The sequence below is a fragment of the Agrobacterium sp. CCNWLW155 genome (assembly GCF_036888815.1).
GTDB lineage: Bacteria > Pseudomonadota > Alphaproteobacteria > Rhizobiales > Rhizobiaceae > Agrobacterium > Agrobacterium radiobacter.
Genome location: NZ_JBAKFW010000002.1, coordinates 672,684 through 691,743 on the forward strand (window position 1 = coordinate 672,684; position 19,060 = coordinate 691,743).

Sequence of the window (19,060 nt, forward strand, 5' to 3'; positions counted from 1 at the left end):
CTATCGCGGAAGTGATTGCCGGACCTTCATTCACGATCAGTCCCGCTTCAGCGGCCGAAAGCTCATCCTGTGCAACGGGCAGGGGCCGTGGCTTTCGATGGCGCGCAGGTGGGCGGGCGTACCGTAGCCGGCATGGCCTTCGAAGCCGTAGGATGTGTGCACCACACCGGCGCGTTCCATCATCCGGTCGCGCGTCACCTTGGCGATGATCGAGGCTGCGGCGATGGAGAGGGAGCGGGAATCGCCCTTGATGACGGCCTTGGCTTCGCAGGTGATACCCGGCGGCCGGTCGCGGCCGTCGGCGAGAACGAGGGCAGGGGAGATTTCGAGACCGAGCACGGCGCGGCGCATGGCGTCCAGGCTGGCGCGCAGGATATTCATGCTGTCGATCAGGCCGGGGCCGGAGGAGGCGACGGATACGATCGAGGTTTCCATGATCTGTACGAACAGGCTTTCCCGCTTCTGCTTAGTCAGCTTCTTGGAATCGTCCATCCCCTTGGGAATATTGTCCGGATCGAGAATGACGGCTGCCGCAACCACCGGCCCGGCCAAAGGCCCCCGGCCCGCCTCATCCGTGCCGGCGACGGGCCAGAGGCCCTTCTTTTTCGCTTCCAGTTCGAAGGAAAAATCCGGGCCGGCATCGGCAAGATCAAAAAGAGCAGGAGAATCGGGTGTGGCCGTGCGTTTCATGCGGCGAAACTGGCACACACACCCGATCTCCTGCAAGCCCCCGGAAGCGGGCGATGACAGGCATGGTGAGCCGGGGTCAAGGGGCGTGGCTCACCGTGCCCCGAAGGTCATCATGACCTTTGATCCTCCAACGGGGCGGCGGAGGAAAAACGATCGCACGCGAGGCGGCGGCTCCGGGGGCGATGTCCGGCGGGCCAGGGAAAACCCGTCGGGCATTTCGTCGAGAGCAACAAGATGAGAAGGTTGCTCCCTATCGTTTTGAATTTCGTTTAATATAGGCTCACAGAGCCTCCGATTGTTGGCGAGTTATCCTTCATGCTCGACGTCATCCTCGGGCTTGACCCGAGGATCCACTATCGCGCTCGGTTTATATCCTCGGGTCAAGCCCGAGGATAACGTCGAGTTCAGTTCGGGCATCCATCACCTCAGTCACTTTCAGCGTTTGCTTCTCAAAGCAGCGACAATTGCACGCCTGCACCGCCCGGCGGCACGAAGAGATCGTCCCGCAGGTGGATGCCACGGCGGATGAGGCCAAGCCGTTTCGTCGCCATCTCGAAACGCCTGCCGATCTGCCAGGCATAGGGGCCGGCGCCCTTCATGCGTTTTCCGAATTCCGCGTCATAATCCTTGCCGTCACGCATGGAGCGCACCAGCGACATGACATGGCGGTAACGGTCCGGATAGTTGCGCAGCAGCCAGTCGCGAAACAGCGGGCTCACCTCCAGCGGCAGGCGCAAAAGCACATAAGACGCTTCGGTGGCGCCGGCGGCCTTGCCAGCCTCGAGAATGCGCTCGATTTCATGATCGTTGAGTGCCGGAATGACGGGCGCCATCATCACGGCTACGGGAATGCCGGCCTCGGTCAGCGCCTTCACCGCGTCCAGCCGCTTCTCCGGCGTGGCAGCGCGCGGCTCCATGTTGCGCGCGAGCTTGCGGTCCAGCGTCGTCACGGAAATGCCGACCTTGGCGAGCCCCTTTTTGGCCATGGGCGCCAGAATGTCGATATCCCGCTTGATCAGCGCCGATTTGGTGACGATGGCGACGGGATGATCGGCTTTGGCCAGCACTTCCAGTATCTGCCGCATGATGCGCCATTCGCGCTCAATCGGCTGATAAGGGTCGGTATTGGTGCCAATGGCGATCACCCTTGGCTTGTAGCCCGGTTTCGCCAGTTCCCTTTCCAGCAGCTTTGCCGCATCCGGCTTGGCGAAGAGCTTCGATTCGAAATCCAGACCGGCCGAAAGTCCCATATAGCTGTGTGTCGGCCTTGCGAAACAATAGATACAGCCATGTTCGCAGCCGCGATAGGGATTGATGGAGCGGTCGAACGGGATGTCGGGCGATTCATTGCGGGTGATGATGCTGCGTGGCTTCTCCACCTGCACCTCGGTGCGGAACTCCGGCATGTCCTCGAGCGTCTGCCAGCCATCGTCGAAAACCTCGTGCTGCAAGGTCTCGAAACGTCCATCCGGATTGAGCCCGGCGCCACGGCCGCGACGGCGGTCGATCTCGATGCGCAGGCCAGATGCATCGGCCAGCGCATTGGCAATGTCAGGCATATGGCTCGGCTGGAAGGCAGCCTGCCCCGAAAGCGTATGGTTTCTCATCTGGATGCTCCCAGGACGCCGCACGCCTTTCGAGGCACGCTCAACGCCCTAAACCGTTTCCGTCCGGACAGGCTTTTTATCGCCTTCCGAATGATTAAATTCCTACATCAGGAATGAGAACATTACAAGAACAAAATTGCAGATTCAGCTCGCGCATCAGACAGGGGCGTGACCGCGATATGCCTGACCGCGTGCGGAGGCCGTGTGACGTTCGGCATAAGCAGCCACGGATTTTACCGCGATCAGCACAGTGGCAATTTATTGTGCGATGCGTTAGAGCTATGCAGATGTTGACAGTCATAATGGAATGCCGGGATCACGAACCGGAGCTGGCGCATACGCTGTCTGCGCTTGTCACCGGGGCCGTGGAAGGGCTTGTAAGTGATGTTGTGATTCTTGATCACGGTTCGCGCGATGGGTCGTCGCGCGTCGCCGATGCCGCCGGTTGCCGTTTTTATGGGCAATGGGACATCGAGGATGTCGTGAAGTCCGCGCGCGGCGGCTGGCTGCTTCTGATCGAGCCCGGCGCCCGCCCGCAGGCGGGCTGGATCGACGAGATTCTCGAATATGTGGCGATCTGTGCGCAGCCGGCCCGCTTCTCGCCCTCGCGCTATCACCGGCGCAATGTCTTCAGCCGCGTGCTGCGCCGTATTCCGCCATTGGAACACGGATATCTTCTGCCAAAGAAGCATGCCGTGTCGATTGCGAAATCGGGCATGAGCCTGACGCAATTTGTCGGCGCGCAGAAACCGCGCCGGCTGAATGCGGAAATAGTGCCCGCCTGGGCGCTGCGGGCTTCGGCTTAACGGGCGCGTCTTACCCGGCCAGAACCTTGCCGGGATTCATGATGCCGGCGGGGTCGAAAGCATGCTTGATGCGTCGCATCAGCTCCATTTCGATGCCGGGGCGAATGGCGGCCAGTTCATCGCGCTTCAATTGCCCTATGCCGTGTTCGGCCGAAATGGAACCGCCGAGCGACAGCACGATGCCATGCACGATCTCGTTCATATCCCGCCAGCGGCCGAGGAATTCGGCCTTGTCGGCACCGACAGGCTGGGAAATATTGTAGTGGATATTGCCGTCACCCAGATGGCCGAAGGCACAGACACGCGCGCCCGGGATGGCGGCGAGAACCGCCTTTTCCGCCGTCGCCATGAATTCCGGTATTTTTGAAACCGGAACGGAAACATCGTGCTTGATCGACCCGCCTTCGGGCTTCTGCGCATCCGACATGCTCTCGCGCATATGCCAGAGCGCCTGTCGCTGCGCCTCCGATGCGGCGATCACGGCGTCCTGAACCAGCCCGGCCTCAAAACCGCGCTCTAGCAGCGATTGCATCATCGTATCAGCCGTTTCCGCCGAATCGGAGGTGGAGATATCGATGAGCGCGTACCAGTCGTGCGGTTGCTCCAGGGGATCGCGCACGCCGGGAATATGTCTGGCGGTGAATTCGACGCCGATTCGCGGCATGAGTTCGAAGCCGGTCAGCGCCGTGCCGCAGAGGTTGGAGGCCATTTCAAACAGCTTCAGCGCATCGTCGGTGGAGGTCAGTCCCGCAAAGGCCACCTGATGGCCGAGCGGCTTCGGGAAGAGCTTCAGCACCGCGCCGGTGATGACGCCAAGCGTGCCTTCCGAGCCGATGAAGAGATCACGCAGATCGTAACCGGTGTTGTCCTTCTTCAGCCGGCGCAGCCCGTTCCAGATTTCGCCTGTCGGCAGCACCACTTCGAGCCCGAGGCACAGCTGGCGCATATTGCCATAGGCCAGAACCGCCGTGCCGCCGGCATTGGTGGCGAGATTGCCGCCGATGCGGCAGGACCCTTGAGAGCCGAGCGACAGCGGGAACATGCGCTCCACCGTGTCGGCGGCCTTGTGGATGTCGTCGAGAATGCAGCCGGCATCGGCGACGATGATATTGGCGACCGGATCGATATCGCGGATGCGGTTCATGCGTTCCAGCGACAGGATGATGTCGGTGCCATCGGCACGCGGCGTCTGGCCGCCCACAAGGCCGGTATTGCCGGTCTGCGGCACGATGGCAGTGCCGGTCTCGCTGGCGAGCTGCAGAATGGCCGAGACCTCTTCGACCGAACCGGGCTTGAGCAGCAACGGCGAGGCGCCGCGATAAAGGCCGCGATTTTCCACCAGCCGCGGCGCCATTTCCGCCGGGTCGCGCACCGCGTTCTTTTCGCCGACAATGGCGGCAAAGCGGTCAAGGATGTCGGAGGAGGGGATGGCGGTGGTCGTCATGGGCGGCGTCTCGCTGTCTTTTGAAACATGGGCGAAAGGGTGGGGTGCCGTCAGCCTCGCGGCGCGGCGGCGCGGGAAAGGCGGTCGTTGATCGCCTCTCCGAGGCCATGGGTGGGAATGGCGGTGATGGCGATGGTGTCCGCACCGCTCGCATCGGCGGCTTTCAGATAATCGAACAGATTGGCGGCGGCCTCGGCAAGATCGCCGATGGGGCTAAGGTCGAGAACGGTGCGCGCGGCCTCTTCGCCTGATATGGCGATGCCGCCGAAGCGGATCAGCGCTTCGCCCGGCAGAACCGTTGTGGCGCCGAGACGCACGGCAGCACCCGGTGCATAATGCGAGGCCAGCATTCCCGGCGCCTCAATGGCGGCGGAAGCTTTTTTCGGACGTTCGAGGCTTTTGCCCGCAACACGTTCTATGTCCTCGGTGACGATGCCGCCGGGACGAAGCAGCCGCACCCGGCCGTCCTCTTCCACCTTGACGATGGTGGATTCCACACCGACGGACGCGGCCCCGCCATCGAGAATGAGATTGATCTTTTGGCCGAGATCCGCCTCCACATGGGCGGCACTTGTCGGGCTGATCTTGCCGGAACTATTGGCGCTGGGGGCGGCGAGCGGCCTGCCGAAGCGGCGGATCAGATCACCGGCAAAACCCTGGGGCACACGAATGCCGACGGTATCGAGCCCGGCTGTCGCCAGCGAATGAATGTCGCTTGCCGGTTTGAGTGGCAGCACCAGTGTCAGCGGGCCGGGCCAGAAGGCCTCTGCGAGCTTCAGCGATATGGGATCGAAGACGGCGTAACGTTCGGCCATGGCGATATCGGCCATGTGGCAGATCAAGGGGTTGAACTGCGGCCGGCCCTTCGTCTCGTAAATGCGGGTAATCGCCGCCGGGTTGGTGGCGTCGGCGGCAAGGCCGTAGACCGTTTCCGTCGGCAGGGCGATGGGCTGGCCGGCGGCAAGCTCGGTTGCTGCTGCCTGCAGGGCTGTTTCCCGCTCGTTGTCTATATTGATATGACGCGCCATGATGCTGCCTTTCAGGCGGTCAATAGCGTATTTCAGGGCGGAGTGGGAAGCGCTAATGCATGTCGCCCGAAAGTGGTCCGCGGTTTCGGGATAACGACATGCATAAAACAAATAAAGATAAAGCGCCGGGGCGCTCTATCGCTTTTATATCGCCTTGATGATCTTGCGCATCTCCTCGGACCGCGCGCCGAGCATGAGCACGTTTTTCAGCGCCACGCGCGGATCATGGGTCTGGAACAGCAGACCGCCGCGATGGATGGAGGTGTCGACGGCGATTTCCTGATCCGGAAGCGCGTTGATGGCGACGGCGAAATACATCCGTGAATAGCGCGCATCGATATTTTCGAAGAAGTTCCCGGCCCCGCTCAGCTCGGCGAAGAAATTCGCGAAATAGAACGACCAGAGCACATGGCGCTCGGCATCGAAGCTCGTTTTCGCCGCCGTGACGTGACAATAGCCGAGATGCGGCCGGTCATTGAGCAGATGGTGAAAAACCATCTTCGGGAAACGGATGGACTGGTGAAAGGCGTTGAGACGGTTGTGGGTGGCATCGGCGGCGGCTTCCAGCTTTCGCCCGGTCAGCGCAGCCACTTCATCATGACTGTAATAGACGCGTTCCCTCGGCAACCAGCGCTCTTCATAACGGCTGATGCGCCCTGTCCGCAGGAAATCCGAATGCGCGGTCTTCGATCTTATCGGTGTGACCGAATGCCTGCTCGCATCGAAATAGCGTATGCGTGTCGCCTTCTCCACCGGAAGCGCCCTCGTTGCTGTCGATCCGGCAAGATAGTTTAGGGCGCGTTAATACTCCGTTGCGTCGCGCCTCCCGTTTTTTAACGGGTGGGGAGTAAAGCGCGCGACATCATGCGTCATATTGCGACGTGATTTCCGACATTGAATAGCGGTCGGATTTCCCAGCGGAATGGGCTGCGACGGCGAATTGCGCATGTCGCAATTTGTCGCCAATGCGGAAGCCGATGTCGCTGTTTGTGCTGCCGCAAATGACCGCCGGTGTTTAGATGAGTACATGCTTCCGCAACCCCGCAAATGGTGTCGGGCAGGGCGGTTTGATCGAGGATTTGGCCATGGAATTGCGTGATACCGTATTGCGCCAGCTGAAAAACCGCCGCGAAGGCTTCAGCCTGGAACAGCCCTTCTACACGGACCCGGATTATTTCAAGCTGGATATGGAAACGATCTGGTATCGCGACTGGCTGTTTGTCGGCCATGATTGCGAAGTGCAGAAGTCCGGCAGCTATTTCACCGTTCAGGTCGGCGCCTATTCCGTCGTCATCGTTCGCGGTCGCGATGGGCAGATCCGCGCCTTCCACAATTCCTGTCGCCACCGCGGCTCCCGCGTCTGCACCACGCAGAAGGGCCAGTCGGCGCGCCTTGTCTGTCCTTACCACCAGTGGACCTACGATCTCGACGGCAAGCTGCTCTTCGCACGTCACATGGGTGAAGAGTTCGACAAGGGCGATTTCGGCCTGAAGCCTGTCGCCTGCGAAACCGTCGCCGGTTACGTCTTCATCTGCCTTGCCGATCAGCCGGCGGATTTCGAGCCCATGCGCAAGGAAGTCGAGAGCTATATGGCTCCGCACCGCATCTGGGAAGCGAAGGTCGCGCATGAAAGCACGATCATCGAAAGGGGCAATTGGAAGCTCGTCTGGGAAAACAACCGCGAGTGCTACCATTGCGCCGCCAACCACCCGGAACTCTGCCGCACCTATCCCGAAAACCCGAGCGTGACGGGAACGGATGGCGGTGCCAGCGACCCCGAAATCGGCGGCCACTGGGCGCGCTGCGAGGCCGCCGGCCTGCCGAGCCGCTTCAAGATCGACCCGAAGGGCCAGTTCCGCGTCGCCCGCATGCCGCTGATCGGTGAAGCGGAAAGCTACACCATGTCTGGCAAGCGCGCCGTGCGCCGGCCGCTTTCGGAGGATGTCAGCATCAGCCATATCGGCGCGCTGCTCCTGTTCCATTACCCGACGACCTGGAATCATTTCCTCGGCGACCACACCATTTCCTTCCGCGTGCTGCCGCTCAGCGCCACGGAAACCATGGTCACCACCAAATGGCTGGTGCACAAGGATGCGGTCGAAGGTGTGGATTACGATCTCGAAGATCTCACCCATGTCTGGAACGAAACCAACGACCAGGACCGCCGCATCGTCGAGGAAAATGCCTTCGGCATTCGCTCGCCCGCCTATGAGCCCGGCCCCTATTCCATGGAGGACGAGGGCGGCGTGATGCAGTTCGTCAACTGGTATTCCGATTTCATGGTCGACCGGCTCTCCGGCGATAAGGCCCGGCTCTCTGCTGTAGCGTGATGCGAAGATGAATATGGTTGTGACCTACAAGCACATAGACGAGATGAAGCCGTGGAGCGACAAGCTCCAGCTGCTGGAATGCATTTCAGTGACGCCCGAGACATCGGATGTCATGACGTTTCTGTTCCGCTCCGAGGACCAGAACTGGTTCCGTTATCTGCCGGGCCAGTTCGTCACGCTGGAATTGCCCGTGGGTGCGGAGCCGCTCTACCGCACCTACACCTTGTCCTCCAGCCCGTCGCGACCCTACGCGCTGTCGGTCACGGTCAAAGCGCAGGCCAACAGCATCGGCACGCGCTGGATGTTCGACAATCTGAAGCCCGGCATGAAAATCCGGGCGCTGGGGCCGCTCGGCGACTTTTCCTACGTCAAGCATCCCGGCGACAAATATCTCTTCATTTCGGCAGGCTCCGGCGTCACGCCGATGATGTCGATGGTGCGCGACATGAGTGACCGCGCGCCGCAGAGCGACATTGCCTTCGTCAATTGTTCGCGCACACCCGGCGATATCGTCTTCCGTCACGAACTGGAATATCTCGCCCGTTTCATGCCGAACCTGTCGCTCGGCTTCATTGTCGAGAAATGCGGTCGCACCGACCTGTGGTCTGGCCTGAAAGGCATGGTCGACAAGGCCAAGATCGCGCTTCTGGCGCCAGATTTCATGGAGCGCACCGTCTTCTGTTGCGGGCCGGAGCCGTTCATGGCCGCCGTCCGCTCGATGCTCGACGCATCCGGCTTCGATATGAGTCGCTACCATCAGGAAAGCTTCGCGCCGGCTGCCCCGGTCACCGTTGGTGAAAACGTCCTCACCGGTGCGGATGGCGAGGCACTGTCGATGGTGGGTTTCACCCTTTCCGGCAAGGAAATGCCCTGCCAGCCCGGCCAGACGGTTCTGATGACGGCGCGTGCCGCCGGCGTCCGTATCGGCGCTGCCTGCGAATCCGGCATCTGCGGCACCTGCCGGGTGCTGAAGCTTTCGGGTGAGGTGGAGATGAACCACAATGGCGGCATTCTCGATGAGGAAATCGAGGAAGGCTATATTCTTGCCTGCTGCTCGCGGCCTCTGACTGACGTGAAGGTGGAAGCCTGACACGAGCAGGCGTTTCATCTCATTCGTCTTTCACCGGATAGTTGTCTGGAACCAAATTTCTCTAAACTCGTTTGCACGTCATCGAATTCTTTTCGGGCATAAAGGGGGCTGTCCCATATCTCCGACAAGAGCGACTGTGTGAAAAGGCGCGGTTCAACGCGTCTAAGCAAACGGAGGAAGATCATGATGAATTTCCGGACAACGAGTGTCGCCACGGCGATAGTCGTGTTCCTCACCAGCTTTACGCCATCGCAGGCGTTCCAGGCGCCCGTGCCGATGCCGAAGCCGGCGATCACGGCCGACAATAATGTTGTGCCGGTGCAGTACCGCGAATGGGACCGCAGAGGCGACCGCAGGTACGGCGACCGCATGTATCGCCCGCGCCCGCCGCGTGATGGATATTACAATGGTCACCGCGGTTATCGCGATCGCCGTCCGGGCTACCGTTATCACAACGGTTACTGGTTCCCGCTTGCAGCCTTTGCCGCAGGCGCGATCATCGGCGGCGCCATGTCGCAGCCGCGCCCGGCCTATGGCGGCAGCCATGTCGAATGGTGCCAGAACCGCTGGCGCTCGTATCGCGCTTACGACAACAGCTACCAGCCAAATAGCGGTCCGCGCCGCATATGCGTATCGCCTTACAGCCGCTGATAGTGGTTTTCGAAAGCCCGGATTTTGATCCGGGCTTTTGCTTTCAGGCGGCCGGGCCGGGTAACCGAAGCGTGAATGGATCGTTAATGCTGGGTTCAGGCGAAAACGCCTAGCCTGCAACCGGTAATGTTCCGGCCAGAACCGACAAACTGGCTGAGTAAGAAGAAAAAGGTGTTATTATTCACGTCCAACGGCCTGTCGACCGTCGTGAATGGAGGAAGTCAGATGAGAGACTATATGAAGAATATCTTGGCTGTCGGTCTTTCTGCGATCGTGGTAGCAGGAGCGATTGTTCCGGCAGAAGCAGCGATGCCACTACCAATGGCGCCGAAGAGTGTCGAGACGGTGGGCAACGACGCCAGCAAGAATATCGTGAATGTGCAGTACTGGCGCGACCGTCGCGACTGGGATGGCGGACGTCGAGGCTGGTATGGCGGCCATCGCGGCTATCGTGATTACCGCCCGGGTTATCGTCATCATGACGGTTACTGGTTCCCGCTCGCAGCCTTTGCGACGGGTGCGATCATCGGCGGCGCGCTGTCGCAGCCGCGTGAAGTCTACCGTCCGGTTCCCGAATATCGTCCGCGTCCGGTCTATCGCGAATATCGTCCGGTCCGCCGTGGCGGTATGAGCCAGGCGCATGTGAACTGGTGCTATGGCCGCTATCGTTCCTACGATGCCTATAGCAACACGTTCCAGCCTTACCATGGCCCGCGTCAGCCCTGCTATTCGCCTTACAGCTGATAGAATGTCAGGCTGAAATTGACAGAGCCGTCCGGTTACGACCGGGCGGCTTTTTACGTTACAGGATTCGTGCGCGCTTCAGCACGAACCAGGCGAGTGCAACCGAAATCACGATGAAGATGCTGGCCGACAGCGTGCCGCCGGTGCCGACGGTAAACGGCAGTTCATCCGTATTCATGCCGAAGAAACCGGTCACCAGCGATGGCGGCAGCAGGAATGCCGTCATCAGCGACAGGATATAAAGGTGCCGGTTGGTTTCGGACGAGAGTTTGGAATCGATTTCTTCGTGCAGCAGCCTTGCACGCTCCTGCAGGGCATAGACGTCATGATCGACAGCCTCAAGGCGGCCCATCAGGCGTGAGGCGACATCCTCGAAACCGTCAGGCATTTCGTCATCATCGGCGGCCGAAGCCCGCCGCATCAGCGTCAGCACGGTGCGCAGATGCCGGTGCAGGCGAACCACCGTGCGGCGCAGCGGGGCGAGCCGCCGCCGTTCGTCGCGTGTCTCGCTGTCATAGACCAGATCCTCGATGGCGTTCAGTTCCTCCGTCGTCTCCATCACCAGATTGATGAGCGAGCGCTGGAATTCGGCGACGAGGCCTTCGAACACATGTGACGGTGTGAGATAGCGGTTGGAATTCTTGTCGACCGCCGCCTTCAGCCGGTCCACCGAATGCAGCGGCTGCAGGCGGGTGGTGATGATGAAGCGGTCGCTTACCGCAAAATGCAACCAGCCGAAATCGCGCGTTTCCTTGTCGAATTCCCGCTGGAAATCGACCAGCGTGCCATAGAGCGATTTTTCATCGACCACGATGGACGGATGTGTCTCATGGGTGGTGAGGCTTGCGCGCGCTGCCGGATCGAGACCGTCGATGGTCTCGAGAAAACCCGCCACGCGCTGATCGGCAAGATTGAGATGCAGCCAGAAGAAGCCTTCGCACTCGGCCATTTCGTGAAAGCCAGCATCGGGTGCAAGCCGGCGGCACGGGGCTGTGCCGGGGTGGAATTGATAGGCCCAGACAAGGCCTGGAATAACTGGCGTTATGAGATCCATCGTGGCAGTCCTGACCGGCTGGATGGGAGGAGGGAGGCGCCCGTCGTTCCGGTGTGGGAGCAGCGGCGTCGTCGGGCGACTTTCAGCGCATGCTGAGCAAATTCATATGACAGTTTTATAACAATCCCGTCGAAATGACGGGAATTTTCAAATTGACGTTTACGTAAAAATCATTTAGCCCGAAGCCAGTAGCAAGATGCCAGAGCTTCGGGAGGAGGCAGCATGTATAGCGCGCCGGTGGATGATATCGCCTTTACACTCAAACATGTAGCGGGTCTTGGAGACGCGCTTTCAAAGGGTGTGCTTGGCGATCTCGGTGAAGACCTCGTGGATGCCATCCTGCAGGAAGCTGGCCGTTTCGCCACGGAACAGGTCGCACCGCTCGCCGATATTGGCGACCGTCAGGGCGCGAAGCTCGCCGACGGCAAGGTGACGACGCCTGACGGTTGGGCCGATCTTTACCGCCGCTGGGCGGAAGCGGGCTGGAACAGCCTGACCGCGCCGGAAGAGTTCGGCGGCCAGAACCTGCCGCATATGCTGAATGTCGCTGCACTCGAAATGTGGAATTCCGGCTCCATGGCCTTCGCGCTGGCGCCGACGCTGACCATGGGCGCGGTGGAAGCCATCGTCGCCCACGGCAGCAATGATCTCAAGCGCATCTATCTTCCGAAACTCGTTTCCGGCGAATGGACCGGCACCATGAACCTGACCGAGCCGCATGCGGGTTCGGATCTCGGGGTTCTGAAGACCCGGGCGGAGCGCAATGGTGACGGCACCTACCGCATCTTCGGCCAGAAGATTTTCATCACCTGGGGCGAACACGACGCGGCTGACAACATCATCCACCTCGTTCTCGCCCGCCTTCCGGATGCACCGGCCGGCACGCGCGGCATCTCGCTGTTCCTCGTTCCGAAATTCCTGCCTGATGAAAACGGTGCGCCGGGTGGCCGCAATGACCTTTTCTGCCATTCGCTGGAGCACAAGCTCGGCATTCATGGTTCGCCCACCTGCACGATGATCTTCGGCGATGGCAAATTCGGAGATGAAAAGGGCGCTCTCGGCTGGCTGGTCGGCGAAGAGAACAAGGGTCTCGCCTGCATGTTCACCATGATGAACAACGCCCGCCTTGCCGTCGGCATGCAGGGTGTTGCGATCTGCGAAGCGGCGACCCAGAAGGCGATCGAATACGCCAGGGAGCGCACGCAGGGCAAGGCGCCCGGCTGGCAGGGCTCCGGCATGAGCCCGATTATCGAACATCCTGATATCGCCAGAACGCTTCTGACGATGAAGGCGCTGACTCAAGGGTCGCGGGCGATTTCCTTCAGCTGCGCGCATGCCATCGATATGGCGCATGCGAGCGAAGACGCCCGGCAGCGCGCTCACTGGCAGGAGCGCGCTGCCCTTCTGACCCCGATCGCCAAATCCTTCTCCACCGATGCCGGTGTGGATGTCGCCTCCATGGGCATTCAGGTGCATGGCGGCATGGGCTTCATCGAGGAAACCGGCGCGGCGCGTTATCTGCGTGATGCCCGCATCGCGCCGATCTACGAAGGCACAAACGGCATTCAGGCCATCGATCTGGTGCTGCGCAAACTGCCGCTCTCCGAGGGCGCGCAGGTGCGCGGTTTCATCGCAGAACTGCGCGAGATCGCCGCCCGGACAGCCGCATCGAACCGCGATGATCTCGGTGAGACGGCCCCTTATCTTGAAGCCAGCCTCAACGATCTGGAAACGGCGACCGACTGGCTGCTGGACCGCATCAAGGCGGGCGAAACCGAAACGGCACTCGCCGGCGCGACACCCTATCAGCGCCTCTTCGGTCTGGCGCTGACAGGCGGCTATCTCGCCAAGGGCGCATTGGTCTCTGTCGATGATGGCAGGGGTGGGCATCGCGCCGCACTTTGCCGCTTCGCAGCGGAAAACCTGCTGGCGGAAACGGCGGCGCTGAAGGATCGCGTTATATCAGGCGCGGCAAGCCTTGCCGCCGCCCGCACCGTACTGGCTTGAGGAGGCTCAGATGTCGAACGATCATATTCTCGTCGAGCGGGTGGGTCATGCGCCGGAGGTTCTGACCATCCGCTTCAACCGGCCGGACAAGAAAAACGCCATCACCGATGCCATGTATCTGCGCATGGCCGAGGCCCTGCATGCCGCCAATGCGGATCCGGACATCCGCGTCGTTGCGTTTCTCGGTACGGAAGGCTGCTTTTCCGCCGGTAACGACATGGCCGATTTTCTCGCCTTCGCCATGTCGGGCGGTAAGGGCAAACTCGCCGCATTGGAACTTCTGAAAGCGCTCGTCGCCTTCGACAAGCCAATGGTATCAGGCGTGGACGGGCTCGCCATCGGCATCGGCACGACGCTGAACCTGCATTGTGACCTGACGGTCGCTTCCAGCCGTAGCCTGTTCAAGACGCCCTTCGTGGATCTGGCGCTGGTGCCGGAAGCGGCCTCCAGCCTGCTTGTGCCGAAGCTCATGGGCCACCAGCGCGCCTTTGCGCTGCTTGCCATGGGCGAGGGTTTTTCCGCCGAGCAGGCATTGCAGGCCGGGATGATCTGGAAAGTCGTCGCCCCCGAACATGTCGAAACCGAAACGCTGGCGCTTGCCACCCGCCTTGCCGCCAAACCTCAGCAGGCGCTGAAGATCGCCCGCGATCTGGTTCGCGGCAACCCGGCCGATATTCTCGCCCGCATCGAAGAGGAAGGCCGCCATTTCATCGCGCAGCTGCAAAGTGCGGAAGCGCGAGCCGCCTTCGAGGCATTCATGCGTCGTTAAGTGTGCGGGCAGGAATTCCTTGCGGTTAAGCAACCGGGCAATATGGCTTGGGTTAGATAACGCAACGTCATTGTCCGAAGGCCACCCACATGCGTCACTTCGTTTTCGCCCTGACTGTCTTCCTATCCGCCGCGACGATTGCCGAAGCGGCGGCGATAACACGCGCTCCAGCGGCTTCCACCAACGACGTCATTCTGGCGCAGTCCACGGACGACGATAGCCCGAACTTCTATTCCGGCAATAACCGCGACCGCCAGCGCCGCGCGCGTTTCGTCTGCGTCATCACCCCGCCGGACAGCGCCAACCGCCGCCGGCCCTATATCTGCCCGCTGGAACGGGGCCGTGTGGGCGGTGCCTGCCGCTGCTCGGGCGTGGTCGGCAACGGCACGGTCGATACGGCCTGGTAAGACTCCCAGGCTTCCTCTCCATCCTCATTCCTGTGACAAGCACAGGAATGAGGGCCGTTGGGATTGCGGGCATATGAATCGTTGCGTCAGCTTCGCTGAGTGGCTCTGCGCCCGGATTGCTTATTTCTCCAGCGTCGCCACCGCTTCCACATGCGGTGACCACAGGAACTGGTCAACCGGCGTGACGCGGGTGATGCGATAGCCGCCCTCGGTCAAGATGGCGAGATCGCGCGCAAGCGTCAGCGGGTTGCAGCTCACGGCAACGATCTTCTTCACCGTGCTGCGGGCCAGTTCCTTGCACTGGAATTCCGCACCGGCGCGCGGTGGATCGAATACGACAGCATCGTAATTCTTCAATTCGCTTGTCATCAGCGGCCGGCGGAAGAGATCGCGTTTCTCGACGCTGACCGGCTTCAGGCCCTGCGTGTTGCGGGCGGCGAAATCCAGTGCCTTCAACGGCTTGTCTTCCGCTTCCACCGCATGAACTCTGCCGACGCGCGCAAGCCGCAGCGCAAAGGTGCCGGAACCGCAGAACAGATCGGCAATGCGTTTGGATTTGCCGATATGGGCAAGCACCAGCTCGGCCATGGCGTCTTCCGCCTGCTTCGTCGCCTGCGTGAAACCGCCGGCCGGCGGCGAAACGGGAACACCGCCGAATTCGATGATCGGCTTCTGCGGTTCGATCAGGATTTCGCCGGCAAGCGAGACGCGGGCAATGCCGCGCATGGCCAGCACTGTTTCCGTGAGCGTGCGCCGCTGCTTGTCATTGACCGACTTGATGCCCTCGACGGAAATATCGAGACCGGAGAGCGTTTCGAGAACGGTGATGCGGAACGGCTCGGCGTTCGCCACCATGGAAAGGCCGATGGCGCGGATGGCGTCCAGCCGCGAGACGATGCCCGGCGAGGTGACGGGACATTCCTCGATGGCGACGATGTGATGGCTGTTTGCCTGGCTGAAGCCGAGCAGCAGGCCCTTTTCCGTCTTGCGGGCGGCGAACACCGCGCGGCGGCGTTCGCCGGGGCGACAGATGACAAGATCGTCCACATCAGGCGTCAGGCCCTTCGATTTCAGCGCCGAAACCACCAGCTCCCGCTTGTAGGCATGGTAAGGCTGATCGGAAAGATGCTGCAGCGAACAGCCGCCGCAGGTGCCGTTCTTGCCATCGGGACCGAAGTGGCGGCAGGCGGGTTCACGGCGCTGCGCCGAGGCTTCCGTTATCGACATGACGGTGCCGTGATCCTTGACCTTGGCGATGGCGACCGTTTCACCGGGCAGCGCGAAGGGCACATAGACCGGGCCGTCGGGACAGTGCGCGATGCCGTCGCCCTGCGCGCCGAGGCTCTTGATGGTGACGGTCTGTGTACTCATGGCTTTTCGCCTCCGAGAAGAAATTCGATATTGCCGTCACCGCCGGAAATCGGCGAGGGAATGAGGCCAAGGCTTTTCCAGCCCATGTCCTCCGTCAGCCAGCGTTCCAGTTCGGCGGCCACGGCAGGCGCGGTTTCCGGCTCCTTCAAAAGCCCGGCCTTGCTGATGGCGTCGCGGCCCGCCTCGAATTGCGGCTTCACCAGCAGGACAGCCAGAGCGCCCGATCCAGCAAGCTCAAGTGCCGGGGCAAGTGCGAGCTTCAGCGAAATGAAGGACACGTCGGAGACGATGAAACCGATGGCCCGGTCATCGATATCCTCTGCCGTCAGGTAGCGCGCATTCAGCCCTTCCAGATTGGTCACACGCGGATCGTTCTCGATCCTTGGATGCATCTGCCCGTGCCCGACATCGATGGCGGTGACGTGTTTAGCACCACGATGAAGCAGCACCTCGGTAAAACCACCAGTCGAAGCGCCGACATCAAGACAGTCATGGCCCTTCGGGTCGAGCCGGAAATGATCGAGCGCGGCTGTCAGCTTGAGGGCGGCGCGGGAGACGTAAGCCTGCGCGGGATCGCTGATGGCGATCTCGGCATTGCCGGCGACGGTCTGGCTCGGTTTGGTGACGGTCTTGCCGTTGACGCTCACGGTGCCGCGCGCAATCGCGTCGCGTGCACGCGAGCGGCTGGCAAAGTGGCCGAGCGACACAAGAAGCTGGTCAAGCCGTTCATTTTCAGATGTTTTGGACATGGTTCCGTGTCAATGACCGCCAAACTCCGCCGATGCAAGCGATTTATCGCCGGGACGGGCCGGCAATGCCCGCTGCCGGCCATAATGGCGATGTTGCACCGCAAAGTCAGAATGTTCGATTAATCCAATATAAAGGCTTGTATAGCACTTTGTGCGCAAGGCCCGTGCGGCCACCGGAACCTGCCATGACGGCGTCTCCTCCCATCCACAAAATTGCGACCGTTGCAGCGCAGACGCTTGCTTCGAGGCATCAGGTCGCCGAGAGAGTTTGCGATGTCGCTGAAAAATCTCCCCATTAACCTGAAGCTCATAGCCACCTTCTGCGCCCTGATGAGTGTGTGTCTGCTCGCGTCTGCGGTCGTATTCTGGCAGACGCTGGGGAGCGAGCGTGTCACGATCGAAAACAACCGCACCAAGGATATCATCCAGGCAGTGGATGGCGCGACGGCCGCCATGCTGGAACAGGCCGTCAACCAGCGCGGCTTCCTGCTGTTCCGCAGCGACAGCACCTATAATGATGTGTTCGCCCAGCGCGACCTGATGCTGAAGAAGCTCGATGAAGCCCGCACGCTGGCCGTCGGCCGCCCGGACATCCTGAAATCCATCGACGACATGCAGAAATCCGCCACCGTGTTCTTCAAGGAACTGGCGGAACCGCAGATCGCTGCGCGAAAGACGACGGAAGCGCCGATTTCCGAAATCATCGAGATCGGCCGCAATCAGGCGAAGGGCCAGCTCGATGGCTTCCGCACCTCCGCCGCCAAGATCAAGGAACAGCTGAACGGCCTGTCCACCGCTTACGCGGCGGAACAGCAGGCAGCGGCATTGAACCTTAAATATGCGCTTCTGGGTGGCGGCGCGGTTGCCGGTCTTCTGGCCGTTGCCCTCATCTGGGCTCTGTCGCGCTCCATTGTCACGCCGATCGTTGGCATGACAGCGGCCATGAGCCGTCTCGCCGATGGCGATCTGGCGACGGAAGTGCCTGCCACGGATCGTGGCGACGAAGTCGGCAAGATGGCGAAGGCCGTTCTCGTCTTCAAGGAAGCCGGGCTGGAAAAATCCCGCCTTGCCGGCGAGACCGAGCGCATGCGCTCCGCCACCGAGACCGAACGTCGCCGCAACGAGGAGGAAAAGGCGCGGGACGAAGCCGCCAGCGCCTTCGCCAGCGCCGAGCTTGGCAAGGGCCTTGCCGCTCTTGCGGATGGCGATCTTTCCTATCGCATTGAAACGCCTTTTGTGCCTGCCATCGATCCGGTGCGCCTCAATTTCAACAGCGCTGTCGACAAGCTGCAGCAGGCGCTCAAAACCGTTGGCGAGAACGCTGCCGCCATCAATTCCGGCGCTTCGGAAATGCTCTCCGCTGCCGACGATCTGTCGCGCCGCACCGAGCAGCAGGCTGCCTCCATCGAGGAAACCGCTGCAGCCCTGGAAGAAGTCACCACCACCGTGCGCGATAGCGCCCGCGGTGCGGAAGATGCCGGTAATCTGGTCCAGCGCGCCCGCGCCGGTGCGGAAAAGTCCGGCGTCGTGGTCCGCAGGGCGGTTGCCGCCATGCGCGAAATCGAGAAGTCCTCAGGCGAAATCGGCAACATCATCGGTGTCATCGACGATATCGCCTTCCAGACCAACCTGCTGGCGTTGAACGCCGGCGTGGAAGCCGCCCGCGCCGGTGATGCCGGCAAGGGTTTTGCGGTGGTTGCGCAGGAAGTCCGCGAACTCGCCCAGCGTTCCGCCAATGCCGCCAAGGAAATCAAGACGCTTATCGGCGCTTCCAGCCAGCAGGTGGAAAACGGCGTCAATCTTGTCGATGAAACCGGCAAGGCGCTGGAACTCATCGTGGCGGAAGTCGAAGAGATCAATGCTCATGTCAGCGCCATCGTCGTTGCTTCCCGCGAACAGGCAACCGGCCTGCAGGAAATCAACACGGCCGTGAACACCATGGATCAGGGCACGCAGCAGAATGCCGCCATGGTGGAACAGCAGACCGCCGCCAGCCATTCGCTGGCCCGCGAAGCGGAAGCGCTGAACAGCCTGCTCGGCCAGTTCAGGATGGGTGGCGCGCGCGCTGCCGTTGCGAGCGCCGGCGGCTATTCCGCGCCGCGCCAGTCTTCGGCAAAGCCTGCCTTCCAGTCAGCACCGGCCGCGCCGGTTCGCAAGGCTCCGGTAAAATCGGCCTCCACAACCGCAAGGCCCGTCGCTTCGCCGGCCCGTGCGCTCGGCCAGAGCCTCGCCCGCGCCTTCGGTGGCGCTGCCGAAGCACCGGCCGCGAAGGATCAGGACTGGACGGAGTTCTGAGCCTGGCTTTCAGAGTGA

General features: G+C 61.4%; 17 protein-coding genes. 9 read left to right on the forward strand and 8 right to left on the reverse strand.

Annotated features, from left to right (window positions below):
* Positions 1-36: 36 nt before the first annotated feature.
* Together V6S97_RS11795 and V6S97_RS11800 are read right to left on the reverse strand one after the other, a co-directional pair.
* Positions 37-690 carry a ribonuclease HII gene (locus V6S97_RS11795; protein ID WP_080570173.1) on the reverse strand — a complete coding sequence of 218 codons (654 nt, stop codon included), beginning with the start codon at positions 688-690 and terminating at the stop codon, positions 37-39.
* Between the two features lie 449 nt (positions 691-1,139).
* Positions 1,140-2,297 carry a PA0069 family radical SAM protein gene (locus V6S97_RS11800; RefSeq protein WP_003503108.1) on the reverse strand — a complete coding sequence of 386 codons (1,158 nt, stop codon included), beginning with the start codon at positions 2,295-2,297 and terminating at the stop codon, positions 1,140-1,142.
* Positions 2,298-2,584: 287 nt separating this feature from the next.
* Between V6S97_RS11800 and V6S97_RS11805 the strand changes: the two genes are divergently transcribed.
* Complete coding sequence (locus tag V6S97_RS11805; RefSeq protein ID WP_003503106.1) at positions 2,585-3,103, forward strand: glycosyl transferase; 519 nt, start codon at positions 2,585-2,587, stop codon at positions 3,101-3,103.
* Between the two features lie 10 nt (positions 3,104-3,113).
* Here V6S97_RS11805 and V6S97_RS11810 read toward each other — a convergent pair whose 3' ends face one another.
* From V6S97_RS11810 to V6S97_RS11820, 3 genes are all read right to left on the reverse strand, one after another.
* Positions 3,114-4,547 carry an FAD-binding oxidoreductase gene (locus V6S97_RS11810; protein WP_334426851.1) on the reverse strand — a complete coding sequence of 478 codons (1,434 nt, stop codon included), beginning with the start codon at positions 4,545-4,547 and terminating at the stop codon, positions 3,114-3,116.
* 50 nt (positions 4,548-4,597) lie between these two features.
* Positions 4,598-5,575 (reverse strand): L-threonylcarbamoyladenylate synthase, encoded by a 978-nt coding sequence (locus tag V6S97_RS11815; RefSeq protein ID WP_087744271.1) that lies wholly within the window; start codon positions 5,573-5,575, stop codon positions 4,598-4,600.
* A 144-nt stretch (positions 5,576-5,719) separates the two neighbouring features.
* Positions 5,720-6,328 (reverse strand): DUF6656 family protein, encoded by a 609-nt coding sequence (locus V6S97_RS11820; protein WP_087743453.1) that lies wholly within the window; start codon positions 6,326-6,328, stop codon positions 5,720-5,722.
* A gap of 332 nt (positions 6,329-6,660) precedes the next feature.
* Here V6S97_RS11820 and V6S97_RS11825 point away from each other — a divergent pair, with 332 nt between their 5' ends.
* From V6S97_RS11825 to V6S97_RS11840, 4 genes are all read left to right on the forward strand, one after another.
* Positions 6,661-7,905, forward strand: coding sequence for an aromatic ring-hydroxylating oxygenase subunit alpha (locus V6S97_RS11825; RefSeq protein ID WP_334426940.1), 1,245 nt, complete (start codon positions 6,661-6,663; stop codon positions 7,903-7,905).
* A 7-nt stretch (positions 7,906-7,912) separates the two neighbouring features.
* Complete coding sequence (locus V6S97_RS11830) at positions 7,913-8,995, forward strand: hybrid-cluster NAD(P)-dependent oxidoreductase (RefSeq protein ID WP_035212538.1); 1,083 nt, start codon at positions 7,913-7,915, stop codon at positions 8,993-8,995.
* Between the two features lie 183 nt (positions 8,996-9,178).
* Entirely contained in the window at positions 9,179-9,646 is a 468-nt protein-coding gene (locus tag V6S97_RS11835) for a BA14K family protein (protein WP_003503095.1), read from the forward strand.
* Between the two features lie 225 nt (positions 9,647-9,871).
* Entirely contained in the window at positions 9,872-10,390 is a 519-nt protein-coding gene (locus tag V6S97_RS11840; RefSeq protein WP_003503093.1) for a BA14K family protein, read from the forward strand.
* A gap of 58 nt (positions 10,391-10,448) precedes the next feature.
* Here V6S97_RS11840 and V6S97_RS11845 read toward each other — a convergent pair whose 3' ends face one another.
* Positions 10,449-11,444 carry a transporter gene (locus V6S97_RS11845; protein ID WP_035212536.1) on the reverse strand — a complete coding sequence of 332 codons (996 nt, stop codon included), beginning with the start codon at positions 11,442-11,444 and terminating at the stop codon, positions 10,449-10,451.
* Between the two features lie 222 nt (positions 11,445-11,666).
* Between V6S97_RS11845 and V6S97_RS11850 the strand changes: the two genes are divergently transcribed.
* The 3 genes from V6S97_RS11850 (at position 11,667) to V6S97_RS11860 (ending at position 14,627) form a co-directional block, all read left to right on the forward strand.
* On the forward strand, positions 11,667-13,451 hold the full coding sequence (locus V6S97_RS11850; protein WP_003503089.1) for an acyl-CoA dehydrogenase: 1,785 nt from the start codon (positions 11,667-11,669) through the stop codon (positions 13,449-13,451).
* 10 nt (positions 13,452-13,461) lie between these two features.
* A complete protein-coding gene (locus V6S97_RS11855) occupies positions 13,462-14,220 on the forward strand; it encodes a crotonase/enoyl-CoA hydratase family protein (protein ID WP_003503088.1) in 759 nt (252 codons plus the stop codon).
* 89 nt (positions 14,221-14,309) lie between these two features.
* Positions 14,310-14,627, forward strand: coding sequence for a hypothetical protein (locus V6S97_RS11860; protein WP_003503086.1), 318 nt, complete (start codon positions 14,310-14,312; stop codon positions 14,625-14,627).
* 120 nt (positions 14,628-14,747) lie between these two features.
* Here the strand turns inward: V6S97_RS11860 and V6S97_RS11865 are convergent, their stop codons facing one another.
* Both V6S97_RS11865 and V6S97_RS11870 read right to left on the reverse strand, forming a co-directional pair.
* Positions 14,748-15,998 (reverse strand): class I SAM-dependent RNA methyltransferase, encoded by a 1,251-nt coding sequence (locus tag V6S97_RS11865; RefSeq protein ID WP_003503079.1) that lies wholly within the window; start codon positions 15,996-15,998, stop codon positions 14,748-14,750.
* Entirely contained in the window at positions 15,995-16,747 is a 753-nt protein-coding gene (locus V6S97_RS11870) for a TlyA family RNA methyltransferase (RefSeq protein WP_003503077.1), read from the reverse strand. Before V6S97_RS11870 ends, V6S97_RS11865 begins: the two co-directional genes overlap by 4 nt.
* Positions 16,748-17,020: 273 nt before the next feature.
* On the opposite strand from V6S97_RS11870, the gene V6S97_RS11875 reads away from it, so the two are divergent.
* Complete coding sequence (locus V6S97_RS11875; RefSeq protein WP_003503074.1) at positions 17,021-19,042, forward strand: methyl-accepting chemotaxis protein; 2,022 nt, start codon at positions 17,021-17,023, stop codon at positions 19,040-19,042.
* Positions 19,043-19,060: the final 18 nt, after the last annotated feature.

Excerpts from the sequence above, each read along its gene's own strand:
- V6S97_RS11810 (WP_334426851.1), bottom strand. The coding sequence starts at position 4,547 with ATGACGACCACCGCCATCCCCTCCTCCGACATCCTTGACCGCTTTGCC.
- V6S97_RS11870 (WP_003503077.1), bottom strand. The coding sequence starts at position 16,747 with ATGTCCAAAACATCTGAAAATGAACGGCTTGACCAGCTTCTTGTGTCG.
- V6S97_RS11875 (WP_003503074.1), top strand. The coding sequence starts at position 17,021 with ATGTCGCTGAAAAATCTCCCCATTAACCTGAAGCTCATAGCCACCTTC.
- V6S97_RS11795 (WP_080570173.1), bottom strand. The coding sequence starts at position 690 with ATGAAACGCACGGCCACACCCGATTCTCCTGCTCTTTTTGATCTTGCC.
- V6S97_RS11840 (WP_003503093.1), top strand. The coding sequence starts at position 9,872 with ATGAGAGACTATATGAAGAATATCTTGGCTGTCGGTCTTTCTGCGATC.
- V6S97_RS11865 (WP_003503079.1), bottom strand. The coding sequence starts at position 15,998 with ATGAGTACACAGACCGTCACCATCAAGAGCCTCGGCGCGCAGGGCGAC.
- V6S97_RS11845 (WP_035212536.1), bottom strand. The coding sequence starts at position 11,444 with ATGGATCTCATAACGCCAGTTATTCCAGGCCTTGTCTGGGCCTATCAA.
- V6S97_RS11800 (WP_003503108.1), bottom strand. The coding sequence starts at position 2,297 with ATGAGAAACCATACGCTTTCGGGGCAGGCTGCCTTCCAGCCGAGCCAT.
- V6S97_RS11825 (WP_334426940.1), top strand. The coding sequence starts at position 6,661 with ATGGAATTGCGTGATACCGTATTGCGCCAGCTGAAAAACCGCCGCGAA.
- V6S97_RS11855 (WP_003503088.1), top strand. The coding sequence starts at position 13,462 with ATGTCGAACGATCATATTCTCGTCGAGCGGGTGGGTCATGCGCCGGAG.
- V6S97_RS11815 (WP_087744271.1), bottom strand. The coding sequence starts at position 5,575 with ATGGCGCGTCATATCAATATAGACAACGAGCGGGAAACAGCCCTGCAG.
- V6S97_RS11860 (WP_003503086.1), top strand. The coding sequence starts at position 14,310 with ATGCGTCACTTCGTTTTCGCCCTGACTGTCTTCCTATCCGCCGCGACG.
- V6S97_RS11805 (WP_003503106.1), top strand. The coding sequence starts at position 2,585 with ATGTTGACAGTCATAATGGAATGCCGGGATCACGAACCGGAGCTGGCG.
- V6S97_RS11830 (WP_035212538.1), top strand. The coding sequence starts at position 7,913 with ATGAATATGGTTGTGACCTACAAGCACATAGACGAGATGAAGCCGTGG.
- V6S97_RS11850 (WP_003503089.1), top strand. The coding sequence starts at position 11,667 with ATGTATAGCGCGCCGGTGGATGATATCGCCTTTACACTCAAACATGTA.
- V6S97_RS11835 (WP_003503095.1), top strand. The coding sequence starts at position 9,179 with ATGATGAATTTCCGGACAACGAGTGTCGCCACGGCGATAGTCGTGTTC.